Annotated in this window: 17 protein-coding genes; 12 read left to right on the forward strand and 5 right to left on the reverse strand. The window is 70.3% G+C overall.

Annotated features, from left to right (window positions below; translation table 11 throughout):
- The first annotated feature begins 3 nt into the window (after positions 1–3).
- The 4 genes from AB0A90_RS15765 to rny all read left to right on the forward strand — a co-directional run bounded on the left by AB0A90_RS15765 (position 4) and on the right by rny (position 4,660).
- A complete protein-coding gene (locus AB0A90_RS15765; protein WP_357247444.1) occupies positions 4–204 on the forward strand; it encodes a DUF3046 domain-containing protein in 201 nt (66 codons plus the stop codon).
- Between the two features lie 184 nt (positions 205–388).
- Positions 389–1,435, forward strand: coding sequence for a recombinase RecA (gene recA / locus AB0A90_RS15770; protein WP_007456801.1), 1,047 nt, complete (start codon positions 389–391; stop codon positions 1,433–1,435).
- Between the two features lie 13 nt (positions 1,436–1,448).
- A complete protein-coding gene (locus AB0A90_RS15775; protein ID WP_357247447.1) occupies positions 1,449–2,141 on the forward strand; it encodes a regulatory protein RecX in 693 nt (230 codons plus the stop codon).
- A gap of 752 nt (positions 2,142–2,893) precedes the next feature.
- Entirely contained in the window at positions 2,894–4,660 is a 1,767-nt protein-coding gene (gene rny / locus AB0A90_RS15780; RefSeq protein ID WP_357247450.1) for a ribonuclease Y, read from the forward strand.
- 105 nt (positions 4,661–4,765) lie between these two features.
- Here the strand turns inward: rny and AB0A90_RS15785 are convergent, their stop codons facing one another.
- From AB0A90_RS15785 to AB0A90_RS15800, 4 genes are all read right to left on the reverse strand, one after another.
- Positions 4,766–5,650, reverse strand: a complete 885-nt coding sequence (locus AB0A90_RS15785) for an amino acid ABC transporter permease (protein WP_357247453.1) — start codon at positions 5,648–5,650, stop codon at positions 4,766–4,768.
- Positions 5,650–6,324 (reverse strand): amino acid ABC transporter permease, encoded by a 675-nt coding sequence (locus AB0A90_RS15790; protein ID WP_357247456.1) that lies wholly within the window; start codon positions 6,322–6,324, stop codon positions 5,650–5,652. Before AB0A90_RS15790 ends, AB0A90_RS15785 begins: the two co-directional genes overlap by 1 nt.
- Positions 6,325–6,408: 84 nt before the next feature.
- Entirely contained in the window at positions 6,409–7,275 is an 867-nt protein-coding gene (locus AB0A90_RS15795; protein ID WP_357247459.1) for a glutamate ABC transporter substrate-binding protein, read from the reverse strand.
- Positions 7,276–7,332: 57 nt separating this feature from the next.
- Positions 7,333–8,088, reverse strand: a complete 756-nt coding sequence (locus AB0A90_RS15800; RefSeq protein ID WP_357247462.1) for an amino acid ABC transporter ATP-binding protein — start codon at positions 8,086–8,088, stop codon at positions 7,333–7,335.
- A gap of 195 nt (positions 8,089–8,283) precedes the next feature.
- Between AB0A90_RS15800 and selD the strand changes: the two genes are divergently transcribed.
- Both selD and AB0A90_RS15810 read left to right on the forward strand, forming a co-directional pair.
- Positions 8,284–9,273, forward strand: a complete 990-nt coding sequence (selD, locus tag AB0A90_RS15805) for a selenide, water dikinase SelD (RefSeq protein ID WP_357247464.1) — start codon at positions 8,284–8,286, stop codon at positions 9,271–9,273.
- Between the two features lie 274 nt (positions 9,274–9,547).
- The gene (locus AB0A90_RS15810; RefSeq protein WP_357247467.1) at positions 9,548–10,027 is read left to right on the forward strand and encodes a hypothetical protein; all 480 of its coding nucleotides are present in this window, start codon (positions 9,548–9,550) and stop codon (positions 10,025–10,027) included.
- A gap of 110 nt (positions 10,028–10,137) precedes the next feature.
- Here the strand turns inward: AB0A90_RS15810 and AB0A90_RS15815 are convergent, their stop codons facing one another.
- The gene (locus AB0A90_RS15815) at positions 10,138–10,386 is read right to left on the reverse strand and encodes a DUF2277 family protein (RefSeq protein WP_357247470.1); all 249 of its coding nucleotides are present in this window, start codon (positions 10,384–10,386) and stop codon (positions 10,138–10,140) included.
- A gap of 139 nt (positions 10,387–10,525) precedes the next feature.
- Between AB0A90_RS15815 and AB0A90_RS15820 the strand changes: the two genes are divergently transcribed.
- From AB0A90_RS15820 to fxsT, 6 genes are read left to right on the forward strand one after another with little or no spacing between them, the layout of a single operon-like run.
- A complete protein-coding gene (locus AB0A90_RS15820; protein ID WP_357247473.1) occupies positions 10,526–10,717 on the forward strand; it encodes a hypothetical protein in 192 nt (63 codons plus the stop codon).
- Positions 10,718–10,720: 3 nt separating this feature from the next.
- A complete protein-coding gene (locus tag AB0A90_RS15825; protein WP_357247476.1) occupies positions 10,721–13,132 on the forward strand; it encodes an FxsB family cyclophane-forming radical SAM/SPASM peptide maturase in 2,412 nt (803 codons plus the stop codon).
- Positions 13,125–13,937 (forward strand): AAC(3) family N-acetyltransferase, encoded by an 813-nt coding sequence (locus AB0A90_RS15830; protein ID WP_357247479.1) that lies wholly within the window; start codon positions 13,125–13,127, stop codon positions 13,935–13,937. Before AB0A90_RS15825 ends, AB0A90_RS15830 begins: the two co-directional genes overlap by 8 nt.
- Positions 13,938–13,990: 53 nt before the next feature.
- Positions 13,991–14,656 (forward strand): TIR-like protein FxsC, encoded by a 666-nt coding sequence (locus AB0A90_RS15835; protein WP_357247482.1) that lies wholly within the window; start codon positions 13,991–13,993, stop codon positions 14,654–14,656.
- On the forward strand, positions 14,653–15,903 hold the full coding sequence (locus AB0A90_RS15840; RefSeq protein ID WP_357247485.1) for a TIR-like protein FxsC: 1,251 nt from the start codon (positions 14,653–14,655) through the stop codon (positions 15,901–15,903). The genes AB0A90_RS15835 and AB0A90_RS15840 overlap by 4 nt, the downstream gene beginning before the upstream one ends.
- Positions 15,893–19,753, forward strand: coding sequence for an FxSxx-COOH system tetratricopeptide repeat protein (gene fxsT / locus AB0A90_RS15845; protein WP_357247488.1), 3,861 nt, complete (start codon positions 15,893–15,895; stop codon positions 19,751–19,753). The genes AB0A90_RS15840 and fxsT overlap by 11 nt, the downstream gene beginning before the upstream one ends.
- The last annotated feature ends 19 nt before the right edge of the window (positions 19,754–19,772 follow it).

Here is a 19,772-nt window from a genome sequence, read left to right on the forward strand (position 1 = left end):
ACTGTGCGGCTGACCGACTTCTGGACGCGCCTTGACGAGGCGTTCGGGCCCGGCTACGCGGCCAGCATCGCCCGCGACCAGGTGCTGTCGCAGCTCGGCGGACGGACCATCGAGCAGGCTCTGTCGTCGGGGGAGCAGACGCACGTGGTGTGGCGGGCGGTGTGCGCCGCGTACCCCGACCGAGTGCCCGCCCGACTACGCTGAGCAGCCTTTTCGTCGCTTCCGCGTGTCGCTTGTCCAGTCGTACACCTGTTCGGCTATTGTCCACAGCGGGGTGCTCGTCCACAGCTCGCGGCCCGTCGGCTGGTTTTCTGTCGGACCTAGCGCCTAGCGTGTCCGCGTGACGCGAAGCTCAGCAAAGACGCCGGCGAAGGCAGGGGTGGCAACCATGGCAGCAGGGCCTGACCGGGAGAAGGCACTCGACCTTGCTCTCGCTCAGATTGACAAGCAATTCGGCAAGGGCTCGGTGATGCGGCTGGGTGACCGGCCGGTCGTCCAGACCGCGATCATCCCGACCGGCTCCATCGCGCTCGACGTGGCGCTGGGCATCGGCGGTCTGCCGCGCGGCCGGGTGGTCGAGATCTACGGTCCCGAGTCCAGCGGTAAGACCACGGTGGCACTGCACGCGGTGGCCAACGCCCAGCGCAACGGCGGCATCGCCGCCTTCATCGACGCCGAGCACGCGCTCGACCCGGAGTACGCGAAGGCCCTCGGCGTCGACACCGACGCGATGCTGGTCTCGCAGCCGGACACCGGTGAGCAGGCGTTGGAGATCGCGGACATGCTGATCCGCTCCGGCGCCCTGGACATCATCGTGATCGACTCGGTGGCGGCCCTCGTGCCGCGCGCCGAGATCGAGGGCGAGATGGGCGACAGCCACGTGGGCCTCCAGGCCCGGCTGATGAGCCAGGCACTACGGAAGATCACCGGTGTGCTCAGCAACACCGGCACCACGGCGATCTTCATCAACCAGCTGCGGGAAAAGATCGGCGTCATGTTCGGCAGCCCGGAGACCACCACCGGTGGTCGGGCGCTGAAGTTCTACGCCTCGGTCCGGCTCGACGTGCGACGCATCGAGAGCCTCAAGGACGGCACCGACGTGGTCGGCAACCGCACCCGCGTCAAGGTCGTGAAGAACAAGGTCGCCGCGCCGTTCAAGCAGGCCGAGTTCGACATCATGTACGGCAAGGGCATCTCGCGTGAGGGCTCGCTGATCGACGTCGGCGTGGAGCAGGCGATCATCCGCAAGTCCGGAGCGTGGTACACGTACGACGGTGACCAGCTCGGCCAGGGCAAGGAGAAGGCCCGGGAGTTCCTGAAGGAAAACCCGGACGTGGCCGCCGAGATCGAGAAGAAGATCCTGGAGAAGCTCGGCGTCGGTGTCGGTGCGGGTGACGCCGCCGGTGGCCCCGAGCTGCCGCCTGTCGACTTCTGACGGTCGCTGACCCATGGCAGGACGACGCGCCCGTACGGGGCGGGGCTGGGATGCCAGCCCACCCCGTACGGGCGACGCCACCGATCCACCGCGCCCCCGCCAGGGCCGCCGTGGGCGCTCCACGGAGACCGACGCGGTCGAGTCTCCCCCTCGGGACGAGTCGGAGGTGGCCCGCGAGATCTGCTTGCGGCAGCTCGCGGTCCGGCCCCGCACCCGGGCCGAGCTGGCCGGTGCGCTGGCCAAGCGAGGCATCTCCGAGGAGGTCTCGGCCGAGGTGCTCGACAGGTACGACGAGGTCGGCATCATCGACGACGCCGCGTTCGCCCGCGCCTGGGTGTCCAGCCGGCACTCCGGGCGCGGCCTCGCTCGCCGGGCGCTCGCCAACGAGCTGCGCCGCAAGGGCGTGGACGGCGAGGTGGCCACCGAGGCGCTGGATGAGCTGGACGAGGAGACCGAGGCGGACACCGCCCGTGGCCTGGTGGAGCGCAAGCTACGCACGGCCCGAGGTGAGCCCGACGCGGTCTTCCGCCGGCTGGTGGGCATGCTGGCCCGCAAGGGCTACCCGCCCGGCGTGGCCATCCGGGCGGTGAAGGACGCGCTGGCCGCGCAGAGCGCCGAGGCGGCCGAGTTCGCCGAGCAGATCGACGCCGATGCGCTCGCCGACGCCGAGGGCGAGTTGGACCGCGACAACCGCTCGATCGGGTGAGAGTCGCGCCGAGGCGCTGGGCGGCCAGCGTCCGCCGTGCCGCCGGGCCGCCGTGCCGCCGGCCAAGATCGTGCTCGATCCGGGATGTAGTGGGGTCTTCGCGCGGTGAGGCCACTACCTCCACGATCTAGCACGATCTTGGCCGGCGAGGCACGATCTTGGGACGGCAAGTGTGATCTTGGTCGGGGCGAGCCTGGCGGCGGGTCGGGCGCGGACGTGGGGTCGTTGGCGTCACACAGTCGGCTCCCCGAGGGGCGCTGCCGTCGCTGAACAGGCAGGACATCCGGATCGGGGCGGACGCCTCGCCGTGTTTGTCCCGTCGTGTCCGACACGGCATCACCTTTGGGTGACGATGCAACTTCTCTCCGTTCGGGGGGTTTGATCATGAGTCCTTGACCAGAGCACCCCCGGCGACCTAGCCTCGCCATACAGGCTCACATTGCCCGACCATTGCAGGCTAAGCGCACAACATAGATCGCGTAACAAGACAGCATCACTTTGGCCGACTCCGCGGCCTTTGGCGGCAACTCCGGACAGGCCGGTCCGGAACGCCGCGACAACTGCACCCGGTCGCCGACGTTGCCCGCGGGCACCGCCGGCGGAGAGAGCTACCCACGGCCAGCCGCTCCGGTCGGGCGTCCACAGCCGCAGGAGTGTGCCCCCGGCACGGTCGCTGCGGTCTCGACCTTAGGGGAGGCGGCCATGGCGGGGCGGCGGCACAGGTTCATCGGTAGACCCGACGGGGTCCCGGCATGAACGCGTTCGACGTCGTGCTCCTCGCGGCCGTCCTCGTCCTCGCCGTGGTGGTGATCGGGGCTGTCCTCGTCGGCATCCGGACGCTGCGGCGGATGGGCGCCGCGCCGGCTCCGGAGGATCCCGCCTTCATCGCCGAGAAGGACCGTCAGGAGCAGTCTCTCGCTGCCCTGCGGACCGCGGCCGACGAGGCGAACAGCACGATCGACGTGGCGAAGTCCGCAGCCGCGGCGGCTCGTGCCGAGGCGGCGGCGGCGAAGGCCGAGGCGAAGGCAGCTCGCGCCGAGGCGCGCCGGGTGCTCGACGACGCCCGCGCCGAGGCGGACACCGTCCTGGAGCGCGCCCACAAGCAGGCCGAGGCGGACGCCGAGCAGCTACGGACGACGGCCCGGCGCAGCGGTGAGCGGGAGGTCGCGGTGCTCGCCGCCACCACCCGCGAGCAGGCCGCGGAGGTGGAGCGTCGGGCGGCGCGGATGGACGAGCGGGAGCGGATGCACACCGAGGAGGTGGAGCGGTTCGCCGAGCGGGAGCGGCAGCTCACCGAGGCGCGCGCTGCCCTCGCGACCCGGGAGTCCGCGTTGGCCCGCCGGGAGACCGAGCTCGCCGAGTCCGAGGAACTGCGCCGCCGGGAGTTGGAGCGGGTCGCTGGGCTCAGCGCCGACGCGGCACGACTGGAGCTGGTCGAGGCGATCGAGACCCAGGCCAAGCGGGAGGCGGCGCTGCTGGTGCGCGACATCGAGTCCGATGCGCGCAACACCGCCGACCAGCGGGCCCGCCACATCGTGGTGGACGCGATCCAGCGGGTCGCCAGCGAGCAGACCGCGGAGAGCGTGGTCAGCGTCCTGCACCTGCCCGGTGACGAGATGAAGGGGCGGATCATCGGCCGCGAGGGGCGCAACATCCGCGCCTTCGAGTCGGTGACCGGCGTCAACCTGATCATCGACGACACTCCCGAGGCGGTGCTGCTCTCCTGCTTCGACCCGGTCCGCCGCGAGGTGGGTCGGTTGACCCTGGAGAAGCTGGTCCTGGACGGGCGGATCCACCCGCACCGGATCGAGGAGGTCTACGACCTGGCCCGGCAGGAGGTGGAGCAGCTCTGCCTCCGCGCCGCCGAGGACGCTCTGGTCGAGGTCGGCATCACCGAGATCCACCCGGAGCTGGTGGGGCTGCTCGGTCGCCTTCGCTACCGCACCTCGTACGGGCAGAACGTGCTCAAGCACCTGGTCGAGACCGCGCACATCGCCGGCATCATGGCCGCCGAGCTGCGGCTGGACGTGCCCATCATCAAGCGGTCGGCGTTCCTGCACGACATCGGCAAGGCGCTCACCCACGAGGTGGAGGGCAGCCACGCCATCATCGGCGCGGACCTGGCCCGCAAGTACGGCGAGCACGAGGACGTGGTGCACGCCATCGAGGCGCACCACAACGAGGTGCCACCGCAGACCATCGAGGCCGTGCTCACCCAGGCGTCCGACGCCTGTTCCGGTGGTCGGCCGGGCGCGCGCCGGGAGAGCCTGGAGGCGTACGTCAAGCGGCTGGAGCGGATCGAGGAGATCGCGGCCGGCAAGCTCGGCGTGGACAAGGTCTTCGCCATGCAGGCCGGCCGGGAGATCCGGGTGATGGTCAAGCCGGACGACGTGGACGACATCGGCGCGGCCGTGCTGGCCCGTGACGTGGCCAAGCAGATCGAGGAGGAGCTGACCTACCCGGGTCAGATCCGGGTCACCGTGGTCCGCGAGTCCCGGGTCACCGAGATCGCCCGCTGACCGGCCCGCTCACCACGAGTTCAGCAATATCGGGGTGTCCCCAAGGAGGGGACACCCCGATATCAAGAAAAGCGCCGGGCGGCCCGGCGGGAAGCACGCCGCCGGTCAGCCCTGCGGTTCGCTGACCGTGTGGACGCCGACCGGCGTGGCGTCGGTGGCGGTCCGTCGCTGGGCGCGGAACCCACGCTGCCGGCTGCGCCGGTCCAACCAGTTGGCGAGCGCGGTGAGCAATGAGTTGATCACGATGTAGATCGCGGCCACCACGATGGCCGCGGCGACGATGTTGCCCTTGTTCGCGGCGAGGTCGTTGACCCCGCGCTGGAGCAGCTCCGGGTAGGCGACGATGTAGCCGAGCGCGGTGTCCTTGAGCAGCACCACGAGTTGGCTGACGATGACCGGCAGCATCGCCCGGGCGGCCTGCGGCACGAGGATCAGCTGCATGACCTGGCTCTTGCGCATGCCGATCGCGTACGCGGCCTCGGACTGCCCACCGGGCAGCGAGCGGATGCCGGCCCGGAACGCCTCCGCGAGGACCGAACCGTTGTACAGCGTCAGCCCGATCACGACGGCCCAGAAGTTGCTCACCGGCCCGTCGAGCACGAACGGCACGCCGTAGAAGATGAAGAAGATCATGAGGAGCAGCGGTACGGCGCGGAAGAACTCGACCACCGCGCCGGACGGAATGCTGATCCAGCGACGCTCGGAGAGCCGGCCGACCGCGAAGATGATGCCGAACGCCAGCGAGAGCACCATGCCGGTCGCGGCCGCCTTGAGCGTGGCGAGCAGGCCGGGCCCGATGAACTGGGTCCACGTCGTGGCCTCGGTGAAGGGCTTCCAGAGCTGCCCGTCCCACTGGCCCGCCTCGTCGAACTTCGCGTAGATCCACCAGAGCAGCCCGGCCAGGGCGACCCCGAAGATGACGGTCAGTGCCGCGTTGCGGATGCGTGCCCGAGGCCCCGGGTGGTCGTAGAGGACGGAGTCGGTGCTCATCAGCGCTTCACCGCCAGTCGATTGGCCAGCCAGCCGAAGGCGTAGCCGGTGGGGATCAGGAACGCGGCGAAGGTGCCGGCGAAGACCAGGAAGATCATGATGACCGCGTCGCCGTTGTCGTTGATCAACTGCTTCATCACGTTTGAGGACTCCATCAACCCGATCGTGCCGACGATCGTGGCGTTCTTGCAGAGCGCGATCAGGATGCTGCCCAGCGGCGCGATCACGGAGCGCGTGGCCTGGGGCAGCACCACGATCCGCAGGGTCTGCATGAAGGTGAGACCGATCGCGCGGGCCGCCTCGGCCTGACCGGTGGGCACGGTGTTGACGCCGGAGCGCAGCGCCTCGCAGACGAAGGAGGCCGTGTAGACCGACAGGCCGACGACCCCGAGCCAGAAGTTGTTCAGGTCCAGGTCGTCGGAGAGGCTCAGGCCGAGGTTGGAGTACAGCCCGAAGTAGCAGAAGAAGACCACCAGGGTCAGCGGTGTGTTGCGGAAGATGTTGACCCAGGCCGCCCCGAAGCCGCGCAGCACGGGGACCGGCGAGACCCGCATGGCGGCGAGCACCAGGCCGAGCGCCAGCGCGAACAACGCCGACGCGCCGGTCAGCTTGAGGATCCAGAGAAAACCCGACAGGTACGCGTCGAAGTTCGTCGGATCAGCGAATACGTGCATGCGTCGGCTCCCGGGGGCAGGTCGTCGGCGTCGTCACGGACCGGGGGCCGACACCCGTGATCGGGTGCCGGCCCCCGGGACCGGTCAGACGCTGCCGCAGTTGGTCAGCTTGGTGGTGTCCAGCTCGGGTGCGGCCTTGCCGCTCTTGCCCAGGCTGGAGTCCCAGGCGGCCTTGTAGGTGCCGTCCGAGGCGGCGGTCTTGAGGATCTCGTTGACCTTCTCGCAGCCGTCCTTGTCGTCCTTCTTCAGGCCGATGCCGTAGGGCTCGTTGGAGAAGGTCTTGCCGACCACCTTGAACTTGCCGGCGTACTGCGACTGGGCGGCGTAGCCGGCGAGGATGATGTCATCCGTGGTGACGGCGTCGACCTGGCCGTTCTCCAGCAGCGGCAGGCACTTGGAGTACGCGTCGAACTGCTGGAGCTTCGCCTTCGGGTAGTCCGACTGGATCCGCTTGGCGGGCGTGGAGCCCGAGGCCGAGCAGACCTTCTTGCCCTCCAGGCCCTCGGGGCCCGTGATCGTCGAGTCGGCCTTGACGAGCAGGTCCTGGCCGGCGATGAAGTACGGGCCAGCGAAGTTGACCTTCTGCTTGCGCTCGTCGTTGATGGTGTACGTGGCCACCACCAGGTCGACGGTGCCCTGCTGGATGAAGGGCTCCCGGTTGTTGGAGACCGTCGTCTTCCACTCGATGTTGTTCGCCTCGACTCCGAGGCCCTTGGCAATGATCTTGCCAATTTCGATGTCGAAGCCCTCGTACTGGCTGCCGGTCTGCAGACCCAGGCCGGGCTGGTCGGCCTTGACGCCGATGACGAGCTTCTTCTGCTTCTCCGCCTTGCCGACGATGCCCTTGGCGCCCGAGCTGCCGGTGCTGCCGCCTTCGTCCCCGCCACAGGCGGTCATGGTGACGGCCAGAGCCGCGACCGCGGCGACTGCCGCAATGCGCTTGATACGCATACTCTTCTCCTTCTTCGACGGAGCCCACCGAGGTGCGGCGCGCTCCACTACGGACGCCTAGTGCGTGAGGATCTTGGAGAGGAAGTCCTTCGCCCGCTCGCTGCGCGGGTTCTCGAAGAACTCCGCCGGGGAGGCGTCCTCGACGAGCTTGCCGTCGGCCATGAAGATGACCCGGTTGGCCGCGTGCCGGGCGAAGCCCATCTCGTGGGTGACCACGACCATCGTCATGCCGTCGCGGGCCAGCGAGGTCATCACGTCGAGCACCTCGCCGACCATCTCCGGGTCGAGGGCGCTCGTCGGCTCGTCGAAGAGCATCGCCTTCGGCTGCATGGCCAGCGCTCGGGCGATGGCCACGCGCTGCTGCTGGCCGCCGGAGAGCTGAGCCGGGAACTTGTCCGCCTGGTTGCCGATGCCGACCCGGTCGAGCAGGGCCAGGCCGCGCTCGCGGGCGGCGGCCGGCTTCTCCTTGCGGACCTTGATCGGGCCGAGGGTGACGTTCTCCAGGATGGTCTTGTGCGCGAAGAGGTTGAAGGACTGGAAGACCATGCCCACCTCGCTGCGCAGCTTGGCGAGGGGCTTGCCCTCCGCCGGCAGCGGCTGACCGTCGAAGGTGATGCTGCCGGAGCTGATCGGTTCCAGTCGGTTGATGGCGCGGCACAGCGTCGACTTGCCGGAGCCGGACGGGCCGATCACCACGACCACCTCACCCCGACCCACCGACAATGAGACGTCGTCCAGCACGTGCAGCGGCCCGAACCACTTGTTGACCGCGTCCAGCACGATGAGCGGTTCGCCCGTCGTCACGTCGTCCACCGTCCCCTGTCGTCTCCCGGATCGGGGTCGGTTGACCCCCGGTGCGGCCACTGTAGGCGGCCTGATGTGGCGGTATGCAACTCGGCGGGTCACGGAGCGATAACACCGGTAACGATCGTCGAGGAGCGTCCGATTCTGGTCACTGCGCGGGTGACAACGGTGGCGATCGTGGCGCGTTGTCGAGATCATGGGGGGATGACCGAACCGGTACGCCTGACCCGTTACGCCCGTGGTGGCGGCTGCGCCTGCAAGATCCCGCCGGGTGAGTTGGAGATCATGGTGTCCGGTCTCGGACCGGCCACCGGAACCGCGGAGCTGCTGGTCGGGCTGGACCACGGTGACGACGCGGCGGTGGTCCGCCTGGACGAGCGGACCGGGCTGGTCACCACCGCCGACTTCTTCACCCCGGTGGTCGACGACGCGTACGACTGGGGTCGGATCGCCGCCGCCAACGCGCTCTCCGACGTGTACGCGATGGGCGGCACCCCGTTGGTCGCGCTCAACCTGCTCTGCTGGCCCCGCGACGTGCTGCCGATGGAGTTGGCCGGCGAGGTCCTGCGCGGCGGCCAGGACGTGGCGCGGGAGGCCGGCTGTCACCTGGCCGGCGGCCACAGCGTGGACGACGACGGCCCGAAGTACGGGCTCGCGGTCACCGGCACGGTCCGTCCGGAGGAGTTGATCACTCTCGACGCCGGAGTGGTCGGAATCCCGTTGTCGTTGACGAAGCCGCTCGGGGTGGGTGTGCTCAACACCCGACACAAGGCCACCGGTGAGACCTTTCCGGAGGCGGTGGCCTCGATGAGCGCGCTCAACCGGGACGCCGCCCGTGCGGCGGTCGCCGCCGGCATCCGCTGTGGCACCGACGTGACCGGGTTCGGGCTGCTCGGGCACGCCTCGAAGCTGGCCCGGGCCAGCCAGCTCACGGTGGCCATCGACGCGGCCAGCGTGCCGTACCTGGCGGGTGCCCGGGAGGCGCTGCGCGACGGGTACGTCAGCGGCGGCAGCCGCCGCAACCTGGAGTGGGTCACGCCGTGGACCGATTTCGGCACCGTGGGGGAGGACGAGCGGTTGCTGCTGGCCGACGCGCAGACCTCCGGCGGCCTGCTGGTCGCCGGTGAGGTTCCGGGCGCTCCCGTGGTGGGTGAGTTGCTGCCGCGCGGCGAGCACCTCGTCGTCCTGCGTTGACCGTTTCGGCTGGTCGACGCCGGATACGCGGTGGTCACCGCTCGCCGGACACGCGAGGTCGGTTCGCCGGACACGCGGTCGCGGTGGTGCGGCCGGTGCACCATAGCCGATAAACTGTCACCTTCCCGCTACTCCGAGCAATGCGGCTCAGGGAAATTTGGCCCGGAATGGTCACAGACCGGTAACTTGCCCCCGCCTGGGGTCAAATGCCCCCCACCATCGTGAGTAAGGCCCGATCCGGAGGCCGGTGGGACGAACGCAGCGAGGAGGCGGAATGACCGAGCTGTGGAACTGGAGAATCGACGGGGCTCGACCCGTGGAGGTCTACCCGGCGCTGGCCGAGGCGCTTGGTCGGGTGGTGATGCCGCTGGCGGTGGCCGACCCAGCCCGACTGCCGGCGTACGCGGTGGTGTGCGACGTCTGGGAGGCGCCGGGCGAGTTCGCGACGGTGGTGGATTGCTACGGGGTGCCCGAGCGGCTCTCCGAGCACGCCAGCATCGCCGCGCTCGCTCGACTGTTGGGCCGCAACTGCCTGTTGCGCGACGACACGCTCGACGCGGGCCGGCACCTGCTCGTCGCCCCGGACGGCACGGTCCGTCCGGTGCACTTCGACGTACGGGACACCGAGGACGGTGAGGTGCTCAGCAGGCACCGGCTCTGCACGGTGGGCGACCCGGGCTGTCGGGGCTGGTCGCAGTGCCACCGTTCACGCTGGGCGCCGGACACGGTCGTCCCGGCGCTCGCCGCGGCCTGACCTTCGGCCAAGGGTTCGGGCGCGAATCGCCGCGGCCGGACCCGCCAGAGGGGCGGCCCGCGTGCCGCAACAGCAGGTCGGTCCGCGCCCGCGGTCAGGTGGTGCGGCGATCAGGTGGTGGCGGCGGCCTGCCGGTCCGGGGTGCCCGATCCGGCGCCCCGCACCACCAGTTGGTCGAGCAGGTCGCGCGTCGCCGCGGTCACGGCGGCCACCGCGGCGTCGAACGCGGCGGCGTTGTGTGCGGCGGGCGCCCGGAAGCCAGAGATCTTCCGGACGTACTGCAACGCCGCCGCCTCGACATCCGCGTCGGTCACCTGCGGGGTGAACGGCTCACGCAGCGTCTTGATGCTCCGGCACATGTGAGTTCCTCCTCGGTTGGTGCGCTACTTGACCAACGATGGCATCGTTGGGGCTGTTGCCTATTCTGGTGGCGCGTCAGGGCCCTCGGGCCGTCCATCACACCTCCCGTGGCGCGTCCGCGGGACCCGGAGACTCACTGTGGACCAGAAGCCCGCATCGCCCGCCGGTCGCAGTTTCGACCCGATCGCGTCGATCCTGAGGACTCGGCTCGATCAGGTTACGGCCGAGCACCCCGAGACGGTCGACGTGCTCCTGCGCCGCGTCCTCCCTCCGGCGACCGGTCCGGCGGAGACGGTCGTGCCCATCGCCGCCTTCAACTCGGCCATCTGACCCATGATGGCTGGGCGATCCGCGCCGGCTCTGCCCAGCGCTGCGATCAGCCAGTACGTCCTGAAGGTGCATAGCCGCTGTGATCTCAGCTGCGATCACTGCTACGTCTACGAGCACGTCGACCAGACCTGGCGGGGCCGGCCGCGCGAGATGGCCGCGGCGACGCTGGACGCCGCCGCAGCCCGGATAGCCGAGCATGCCACGGCACGCGATCTGCCGGTGGTCCACGTCGTGTTGCACGGCGGCGAACCGTTGCTGCTCGGTCCGGCCCGGATGCGGCAGATCCTCAACGGGCTGCGAACGGTGATCGACCCGGTCGCCCCGCTCGATCTGCGGTTGCAGACCAACGGCGTGCGGCTCGATCCCGCGTTCTGCGACCTCTTCGTCGAGTACGACGTCAAGGTGGGGGTCTCCCTGGATGGCGACCGCGTTGCCAACGACCGGCACCGCCGCTTCGCCAACGGCGCCAGCAGCCACGATCCGGTCCGACAGGCCCTGGCCCTGCTCCGGCGCCCCGAGTACCGCGCCAGCTACGCCGGGATCCTCTGCACGGTGGACGTGGCCAACGACCCGGAGGCGGTCTACGCGGCGCTGCTCGCCGAGGAGCCACCCCGGATCGACCTGCTGCTGCCCCACCACACCTGGGATCATCCACCGGTTCGACCGGGCGGCTCCCCGACCCCCTACGCCGACTGGCTGGGCCGGATCTACCGGCGGTGGGTGAACGACGGCCGGCCGGTGTCGATCCGCCTGTTCGACGCGTTGTGTCCCGGCGGGACGCCCGCGGGCACGGAGGCTGTCGGCCTCGGGCCGGCCGACCTGCTGGTGGTCGAGACCGACGGCACCTGGGAGCAGACGGACTCGCTGAAGGTGGCGTACGACGGCGCCGCGGGAACCGGCCGAACGGTCTTCGACCACCCGGTGGACGAGGCGGCGCGGCATCCCGGGGTGGCCACCCGGCAGACCGGGCTGGCCGGGCTCTCCTCGATCTGCCAGTCCTGCCCAGTGGTCGCGCGCTGCGGCGGCGGGCTCTACGCGCACCGCTACCGGACCGGCGCCGGGTTCGACAACCCGTCGGTCTACTGCGCCGACCTCCGAAAGTTGATCTCAATCATCGACCGGCACCCGCCCGGGTCGGCCCCGACAGCCGACCGTGCGGCGGTGCCGCGACCGCCCGGGGAGATTCCCCCTCCTCGGCGGTCGCCGGACCGGCCGGACGCCGAACCGGTGCCGCTCGATGTGGAGCGGATCCTGGACGATCTCGCCGGCGGAGGTGGTGGCCCGGAATCGATCGCGTTCCTGGTCGACGCCGAGTTGGCCATCGTCCGCGCGCTCCTGGCGGCCAGCCGGGATGCGACGGCGCCCGGCCCCGGATGGGACCTCCTCGTCGACCTGGACACGACCGCGCCGGCAACGCTCCGTACCGTGCTCCGACATCCATTTCTACGCCCGCGCCTGACCAGTCTGCTGTCGGGTCCCCGGCAACCCGGGTCGCGATCCCCCGAACCCGACCCGGTCGCCGCGCTCGCCGCGGCCGCCGCCGTTCGCGCCGGAATTTCCGCCGAGGTCCAGGTCCCCGTCGCTGGTGGCGAGGTCTTCCTGCCCACGCTGGGCGCATTCCGGATGCCGTCGACGGGGATCGACACCGTGGTGCTCACCGTCCGTCCTGGCGGCTTCCGGTTACTCGCCGGATCCGAACCGTACGACGTCAGGTTGGACGAGCCGGCCGGCTGGCCCTCGGGATGGCGGCCGACCCGACGGAGCGGGTTGCCCGGCCACGAGGTGATCATCGAGGACCTGGACCCGGCACGGGACTGCTACGGGCAGTCGGTACGGGAACGCCTGGCGGAGCGGCCGGCCGCCGATCTGGTGGAAACGGTCACCGAGGCGTGGCGGCTTGCCGAACGGGATGTCCCCCGCCACGCGACGGCGATGAGGGTGGGAATGCGCGCTGTCGTTCCACTGGACACCTCGCCTACGGGCGCACTGCGCAGTGCCACCGCGCGCGCCGCCTTCGGCGCCGTGGCGGTGGGGCCGGTCGCCGACCCGGAGACCCTCGCCGTGCTGCTCGTGCACGAGTGGCAGCACTCCAAACTCGGTGCGGTGCTGGACCTGTACGACCTGGTCGAACCGGGATCGCCGGTCCGGCTGTCGGTTCCCTGGCGTCCCGATCCGCGGCCAGCCGAAGGGGTGCTCCAGGGCGCGTACGCCCACCTGGCGATTGCCGAGGTATGGCATGCCCGCGCGGTCGCCGACCGACCCGCTGATCGGACGGCCGCGACCCACGCCGACCGATTCCACCGCTGGACGGGTGAGGCGCTCGACGAGTTGGCGGCGAGCCGTTCGTTGACCGCAGCCGGGGACCGTTTCGTCGCGGGGCTGGGACGTGCGCTGGCGGGGCTGGTTCGTGGCTGACCCGCAAACGCCCCCGTTCGACGTCGGCACCGTCGCCGCCGAGTTGCGCGCCGCAGGTCTCGCCGCCGGGCAAGACGTCCTGGTGCACTCGTCACTGCGGCGGGTGGGCCCGCTGGCCAAGGGGGCGGAGACCCTGGTCGAGGCGCTCAGCGCGGTGCTCGGTCCGCGGGGCACGCTCGTCGTGCCGACCCACAACGCGGGCAACTCGACGACCTCACGTACCTGGCACGAGGCGACCCGGGGGATGAGCGCCGACGAGCGGCTCCGGTACGAGGCGACCCTGCCGGGCTGGGACCGCGGGCGCACTCCCGCGCAGGGTGTCGGCGCATTGGCCGAGTACGTACGCCTTCTGCCGGGAGCCGTGCGCAGTGACCACCCGCAGACCTCGTTCGCCGCCGTCGGACGCCGGGCCGAGTCGCTGACGGCCGATCATGCCCTGGACTGCCACCTTGGGCAGCGGTCGCCGATTGGTCGGATGTACGACAGCCGGGGCCACGTGCTGCTCCTCGGGGTCGGCTACGAGGCGTGCACCGCTCTGCACCTGGCCGAGTACCGACTGCCCAGCGTGACGACAAAGGCCTATCGCTGTTACCGTCAGGTCGACGGAGGGCGGCTGCGCTGCGACTTCGTCGCGCCGGAGTTGGACGACAGCGACTTCGACGATCTCGGCTCGTGCCTGGACGATCAGCCCTTCGTGCGTCGTGCCACGGTTGGTCGGGCGATCAGCCGACTGCTACCGATACCCGCCACAGTGGACTTCGCCGTAGAGTGGTTCGTCAGCAACCGGATCAGCCCGAACCATTGACGGACGCCTTACGTTAAGAATCCGGTCGCTTTCCGGCCGGCGGAGGAACGACGGTGAGCGAAGCGGTGGCGGTCGTCAATTCGCGAACCCCGCTGTTCTTCGTGAGCTATTCCCGTCCGACGGTCCGGCGGGCCGGAAACAACCCCCAGGAGTACGTCTTCCGGTTCTTCGACGACCTCTCCACGCACGTCAGCGAGCTGGTCGGGCTGCCGACCGGGGTGGATCCCGGGTTCATGGACAGCACGCTCTCCGGCGGTGAGCGGTGGACCCCCGAACTGCTGAACGCGGCCGGCACCTGCCAGGTTTTCATCCCCTTGGTGTCCAGCTCTTTCATCACCAGCACATGGTGTGCGATGGAGTGGCACGCCTTCGCGCGACGCCGTATCGAGCCGCTGAGTCCAGGTGCCTCCGCGCATGAGACGGCGATCGTGCCCGTCAACTGGTCGCCCACTGCCGAGGCGGCACTGCCCCCGAGCCTCCGTGCCATCCAACGGTTCTCGCCAACCGCGATACGGGACGACAACTCCGTCGCGCGCCAGTACGAGCAGGAGGGGGTCTACGGGTTGCTGACCATGCAGATGGAACAGGCGTACCGCGCGGTGGTGTGGCGTCTGGCCCAGCGGGTGGTGGCGATCCACCGGGCCTACCGCGTCCATCCGCTGGTGCCGAAGGGTGTCGACGAGTTGCGCACGGTCTTCACCGAGGAGGCAGCCGTATGACGCCGCTCACCGCCGCGGGGGCGGCACCGACGCGAGAGACGTACTTCTTCCTCAGCTATGCGCATTCCGCACCCGTGCGGAGCGCCCGCACCGAAACCGACGTCTGGGTCCGCCGGTTCTTCGCCGACCTGTCGAACGAGGTGGGTCGGCTGGCGTCCCCACGGCCGGGCGTGGAGATCGGCTTCATCGACCAGCACATCCCCCCGGGCGCCGACGTGAAGGCGGCCCTGGCGGGTGCCCTCGGCGCGGCCCAGGTGTTCGTGCCGCTCTACTCGCCGGGCTACTTCAACAGGCCGTGGGCGCTGGGCGAGCAGAAATCCTTCCTGGCCAGACTGCTCACGGCCGCGGGCGCGGGGTCGGTGCCTCCCGTCGTGGCGGCCGAACACGTGGCACCGGTGCTCTGGATCCCGATCCCCAGTTGGGAAGCCCATCCCGAGCTCGATGCGGCACTGGCCCTGGGACGGGACGTCCCCGAGTACGCCGAGAACGGCATGCGAGCGCTCTGCATGCTCAACGCCTACCAGGACCAGTATCGGGTCCTGCTCGGGCGGCTGGCCCGGCGGATCGTGGAGCCCACCCAGCGGTTCTGGCTGCGCCCGTCCCGAGCGCCGGCCCTGGATGAGGTGTCGCGGCAGACCTCGGCAGACCCGGCGTTCGTGGTGGCGGTGCTGGCGCCCACCCGGGATCGGCCGCCGCAGGGACGGGAGCCGTCCTCGTACGCCGAGCGCAGTTCGCTCTGGCGCCCGTTTGGAGCACGACAGGAACTCCCGTTGGCCGAGTACGCCGCGAGCACCGCCGAGCGACTCGGTCTGCCGGTGCGCACCACCGACTTCGTCGACGCCGAGGACCTGCTCGAGATCCGCCCGGGTGTCGTCCTGATCGACCCGTGGATCACCGAGCTGCCTGGCGGCGCGTCCACTCTGCGGGCCGCCGCGCGGGCGCTTCCGCAGTGGGCGGTCCCGCTCGTGGTGACCGACGCCGACGACCCGCGCGACGCGCAGCGCAGCGCCGATCTGGCCCGGCTTGCGCTCGGCGTGCTCCAGGACGCGGGAATGACACGAGCCCGGTGGGTCGGCCGCATGGACGAGTTCGCCGGATTGATGCCGACCCTGGTGACCGAGGCCCGGCGGCTCTACCTGAAGCACGGCGCGGTGTTCCCGGCATCGGGGCCGGGCACCCGGCCACCCAGCCTGCGCACCCCGGTCCCGTCATCGTTCAAAGCCCCGGAGGTGCCCGATGAGGAGTGAGCGCGACGGAAAGATAGTCACCTTCTACTCGTTCAAGGGTGGAACGGGCCGGACGATGGCGCTGGCCAACGTCGCGTGGATCCTGGCAGCCAACGGCAAGCGGGTGCTGGTCACCGACTGGGACCTCGAATCGCCCGGCCTGCACCGCTTCTTCCACCCTTTCCTGGAGGAGGCGACGATCGGCGGGACCGGCGGGGTCATCGACCTGATCCGGAACTACGAGTCGGAGACCATCCTCGAGGCGGCACGGCCGGAGGGCTGGGTCGAGCGGTGCGCCCGGGTCAGCCTGCACGCGTTCTCGCTGCGCTGGGAGTTCCCGGGCGGTGGCGGGTTGGACTTCCTCTCCGCCGGTCGGCAGGACAGCTACTACGCCACCTCGTTGAGCGGCCTGGACTGGGACACCTTCTATAACCGGCTGAATGGCGACCGGTTCTTCAAGGCGCTGCGCGCGGACATGAAACGCGAGTACGACTACACCCTGATCGACAGCAGGACCGGGCTCAGCGACGTCGCCGACATCTGCACGCTGCACCTGCCGGACATCCTGGTGGACTGCTTCACCCTCAGCGACCAGGGCATCGACGGCGGGGCTCGGGTCGCCCGCACCGCCGAGCACCACCGAGAGCGCGACATCCGGATCCTGCCGGCGCCGATGCGGGTCGACCAGGCGGAGAAGGAGAAGGCCGACGCCGGACGGGCGCTCGCGATGCGCCGATTCACCGGGCTCCCCACCGGTATGACGGAGGAGGAGCGCCGGCGCTACTGGGCGGCGGTGGAGGTGCCGTACCGACCGTTCTACGCGTACGAGGAGACGCTGGCGACCTTCGGCGACGATCCCGGCTCGCCCACCTCACTGCTGGCCGCGTTCGAGAGGCTCACCGCGGAGCTGACCGACGGCGAGGTGAGCGCGATGCCGCCGATGGACGAGTCGGTGCGCGAGCGGCAGAAGGCCCGCTTCCGGCGCCGCTCCGCGCTCCCCGACGACCTCCTGCTCCGCTACGCCCCGGAGGACGCGGTCTGGGCGGAATGGATCGAGAAAGTGCTCAGCTCCACCGGTGTCGAGGTCGTCGACGGCACCCGACCGGCCGAGCCCCGCGCCAAGCCACCGGCCCGTACGCTGACCATTCTCTCCTCGGCCTACGTGGCGCTGCCCCCTGCGGCACTGCCCCCGCGCGACCCGGCCGCCGGCACCACTCCGCTCGCGGTCTACGTGAGTGATCTTCGGCCCCTCGCGGAGTTCCCGGTGGCCTCGTCCACCAGTCTGTTCAACGTCAGCGCCGAGGAGGCCGCGGAGCGGCTGTTTCGGCTGGTGGACCGACCGCCGCCGCTGCGTGCCGACAATCCGGCCGACGCCGGCCTGCGCTTCCCGGCCGCCGAGCCTGCCGTCTTCGAGGCCCCAGACCGCAACGCGCGCTTCACCGGCCGCGAAGGTGAGCTGGCCTACCTGCGTCGACACCTGACCCCCGCCAAGCCGGTCGCCCTCCAGGGGATGGACGGTGTCGGCAAGACCGAACTCGCCCTGGAGTACGTACACCGCTTCAAGTCGGCGTACGACGTGGTCTGGTGGATCACCATCGGCGCGACAGAGTCGGCCGGCGCCGACGTGGAGAAGTCCCTGGCGGCCTTCGCCGCCCGGCTCGGTGTCGGTGGCCACCCGGACCGGGCTGACGACGTCCGGGCGGTGCGGGAGGCGCTCGGGCGGGGTGAGCGCTGGCGGTGGCTGCTGGTGATCGACAACGCCGAGGAGGTCGACCCGGTCGAGGGCTTTCTGCCGACCGGCGGTGGCCACGTGTTGCTCACCTCCCGCAGCCCGACCTGGGCGGAGTTGGCCACCCTGGTCCAGGTCGACGTCTTTGCCCGCGCGAAGAGCGTCGCCCACCTGCGACGCCGGGTGCCCTCCCTCACCGAAGAGGAGGCCGGGCGGATCGCCGACGCGTTGGGGGACCTGGCGGTCGCGGTGGCCGCCGCCGGCGCGTACCTGGCGGACACCGGTACCTCGGTCGACGCGTACCTGGAGCAGATCGAGTGGCACGGGCCCACCGCCCTCTCCGTGGAGGCCACCTGGAACCTGTCGCTGGCACGGTTGCGTACGCAGTTCCCGGCGGCGTTCCGCTTGTTGCAGCTCTGCTCGGTGCTGGCCCCGGAGATCCACACGGACCTGCTGCTGGAGAACGACGAGATGGCTGCGGCGCTGAAGCCGTTCGACCCCGAGGTTTCCCAGCGCGAGGTGCGGGGGCGGTTGGTCCAGCAGATGAACCGGTCGGCGCTGGTCACGATCCACACATCGGAGAAGCGGGTGCTGGTGCACCGGCTGCTCCAGGCGGCGGTCCGGGAAACGATGACCGTGCAGGAGCTCGCCGACGCCCGGCACCAGGTGCACCAGGTGCTGGCTGAAGCCCGCCCCAAGGGCGACACCGACGATCCACAGACCTGGGACACGTTCCGGATGCTCTGGCCGCATTTCGAGCCCTCCGGCGTGGTCAGCAGCAAGGATGAGTCGGCCCGCGAGTTGATTATCGACCGGGTGCGGTATCTGTGGCGTCGGGGTGACCTCGATCAGGCGAACGCGTTCGCCGCGGAGGCCGACGAAGTCTGGTCGGCGGGGCTGGACCGCCTCCAGGGCACCGACGAGGTCGCCACGCTGCTCCGGCAGTTGCTGCACCTGCGCTTCAACCGTGGGAACGTGCTGCGGGCACTGGCCCGCTACGACGAGGCCCTCGCCCTCGACGAGCAGGTCCTTGGAGAGCAGCGGGAGCTCCTGGACAACCGGCATCCGCACACCCTGATGACGGCCGGGAGCCTGGGCGCCGATCTGCGGGCGGTCGGCCGCTACGCCGAGGCGCTCGAGCACGACAAGAAGACCTACGACCTCTGGAGTGAGGAGTTCGGCGAACAGCATCCGCGGACGCTCATCGCGGGCAACAACCTCGCGCACTCCTATCGCCTCGTCGGCGATTTCGAGTCGGCGCGCAACGGGGACGATGCCGTTCTCCATCACCGCCGGCTCGTGCACGGCCCGGAACACCCGTACACGCTGCACTCGATCGCGCAACTGGCACGCGACCTGCGAGAGGCCGGCGAATACGGCAAATCGGCGGCGATGCTGGTCGGCCTCCGTGATCAACTCACCGGTCTGAAGGAGATGGGCAGCGAGGCGGGGGACACCTTGAACGCCCAGGTCAGCCTCGCGGTGTCGCAGCGTTGTGCGGGTCAGGAGACGCAAGCAGCCGGACTGCTCGACTCGGCGTACCCGGTGCTCGAGGCAAAGTTCGGGCGGGACAATCCCGAAACCCTGATCTGCCGGGCGGCTCTGGTGGCCAATCTGCTGGCACTCGGCAAGAACGACCGCGCCGTGGCCGAGGCCGAGCAGGTGGCGATGATCTACGAGCGGCGGCTGGGTGCCCGCCACCCGCACACCCTGGGTGCGCTCAGCAACCTTGCCGTCGCGCAGCGAGCCGTGGGGCGGGCCACCCAGGCCCGCGCCACAGCCGAACGGGCCGCCAGCGCGCTGCGCGAGGTGCTCGGGCCGGACCACCCGCACACCCTCGCGGCGGAGGAGAACTTCGGCATCTGTCTCGCCGAGGAGGGCAGCCGGGATGCCGCGATCGATTGCCTCCGCGCGACCGCGGACCGTTGGGATGGCAAGTCCGGAGTGAGCCATCCGGACGCCCTGCGTTGCCGGGCGAACCTGGATCTCGTCCTGCGGGAGAGCGACGGCGACCGGCCGTCGGCGGCGATCACCAACCCGGTCGTCAAGCTGGGCGAGGTGGTCGCGGCCGATCATCCAAGCGTGCGCGCGCTGCGGGAGGGGCGGCTGGTCGCCCGGATCATCGACCCGCAACCGTTCTGATCGGGCATGACGCCCGGTC

It is taken from the genome of Micromonospora sp. NPDC049204, assembly GCF_040647935.1.
GTDB lineage: Bacteria > Actinomycetota > Actinomycetes > Mycobacteriales > Micromonosporaceae > Micromonospora.

What these genes read in the sequence shown, in the direction of transcription:
- recA (WP_007456801.1), top strand. Translation starts at nt 389, where the DNA reads ATGGCAGCAGGGCCTGACCGGGAGAAGGCACTCGACCTTGCTCTCGCT.
- AB0A90_RS15775 (WP_357247447.1), top strand. Translation starts at nt 1,449, where the DNA reads ATGGCAGGACGACGCGCCCGTACGGGGCGGGGCTGGGATGCCAGCCCA.
- rny (WP_357247450.1), top strand. Translation starts at nt 2,894, where the DNA reads ATGAACGCGTTCGACGTCGTGCTCCTCGCGGCCGTCCTCGTCCTCGCC.
- AB0A90_RS15785 (WP_357247453.1), bottom strand. Translation starts at nt 5,650, where the DNA reads ATGAGCACCGACTCCGTCCTCTACGACCACCCGGGGCCTCGGGCACGC.
- AB0A90_RS15790 (WP_357247456.1), bottom strand. Translation starts at nt 6,324, where the DNA reads ATGCACGTATTCGCTGATCCGACGAACTTCGACGCGTACCTGTCGGGT.
- AB0A90_RS15795 (WP_357247459.1), bottom strand. Translation starts at nt 7,275, where the DNA reads ATGCGTATCAAGCGCATTGCGGCAGTCGCCGCGGTCGCGGCTCTGGCC.
- selD (WP_357247464.1), top strand. Translation starts at nt 8,284, where the DNA reads ATGACCGAACCGGTACGCCTGACCCGTTACGCCCGTGGTGGCGGCTGC.
- AB0A90_RS15810 (WP_357247467.1), top strand. Translation starts at nt 9,548, where the DNA reads ATGACCGAGCTGTGGAACTGGAGAATCGACGGGGCTCGACCCGTGGAG.
- AB0A90_RS15815 (WP_357247470.1), bottom strand. Translation starts at nt 10,386, where the DNA reads ATGTGCCGGAGCATCAAGACGCTGCGTGAGCCGTTCACCCCGCAGGTG.
- AB0A90_RS15825 (WP_357247476.1), top strand. Translation starts at nt 10,721, where the DNA reads ATGATGGCTGGGCGATCCGCGCCGGCTCTGCCCAGCGCTGCGATCAGC.
- AB0A90_RS15840 (WP_357247485.1), top strand. Translation starts at nt 14,653, where the DNA reads ATGACGCCGCTCACCGCCGCGGGGGCGGCACCGACGCGAGAGACGTAC.
- fxsT (WP_357247488.1), top strand. Translation starts at nt 15,893, where the DNA reads ATGAGGAGTGAGCGCGACGGAAAGATAGTCACCTTCTACTCGTTCAAG.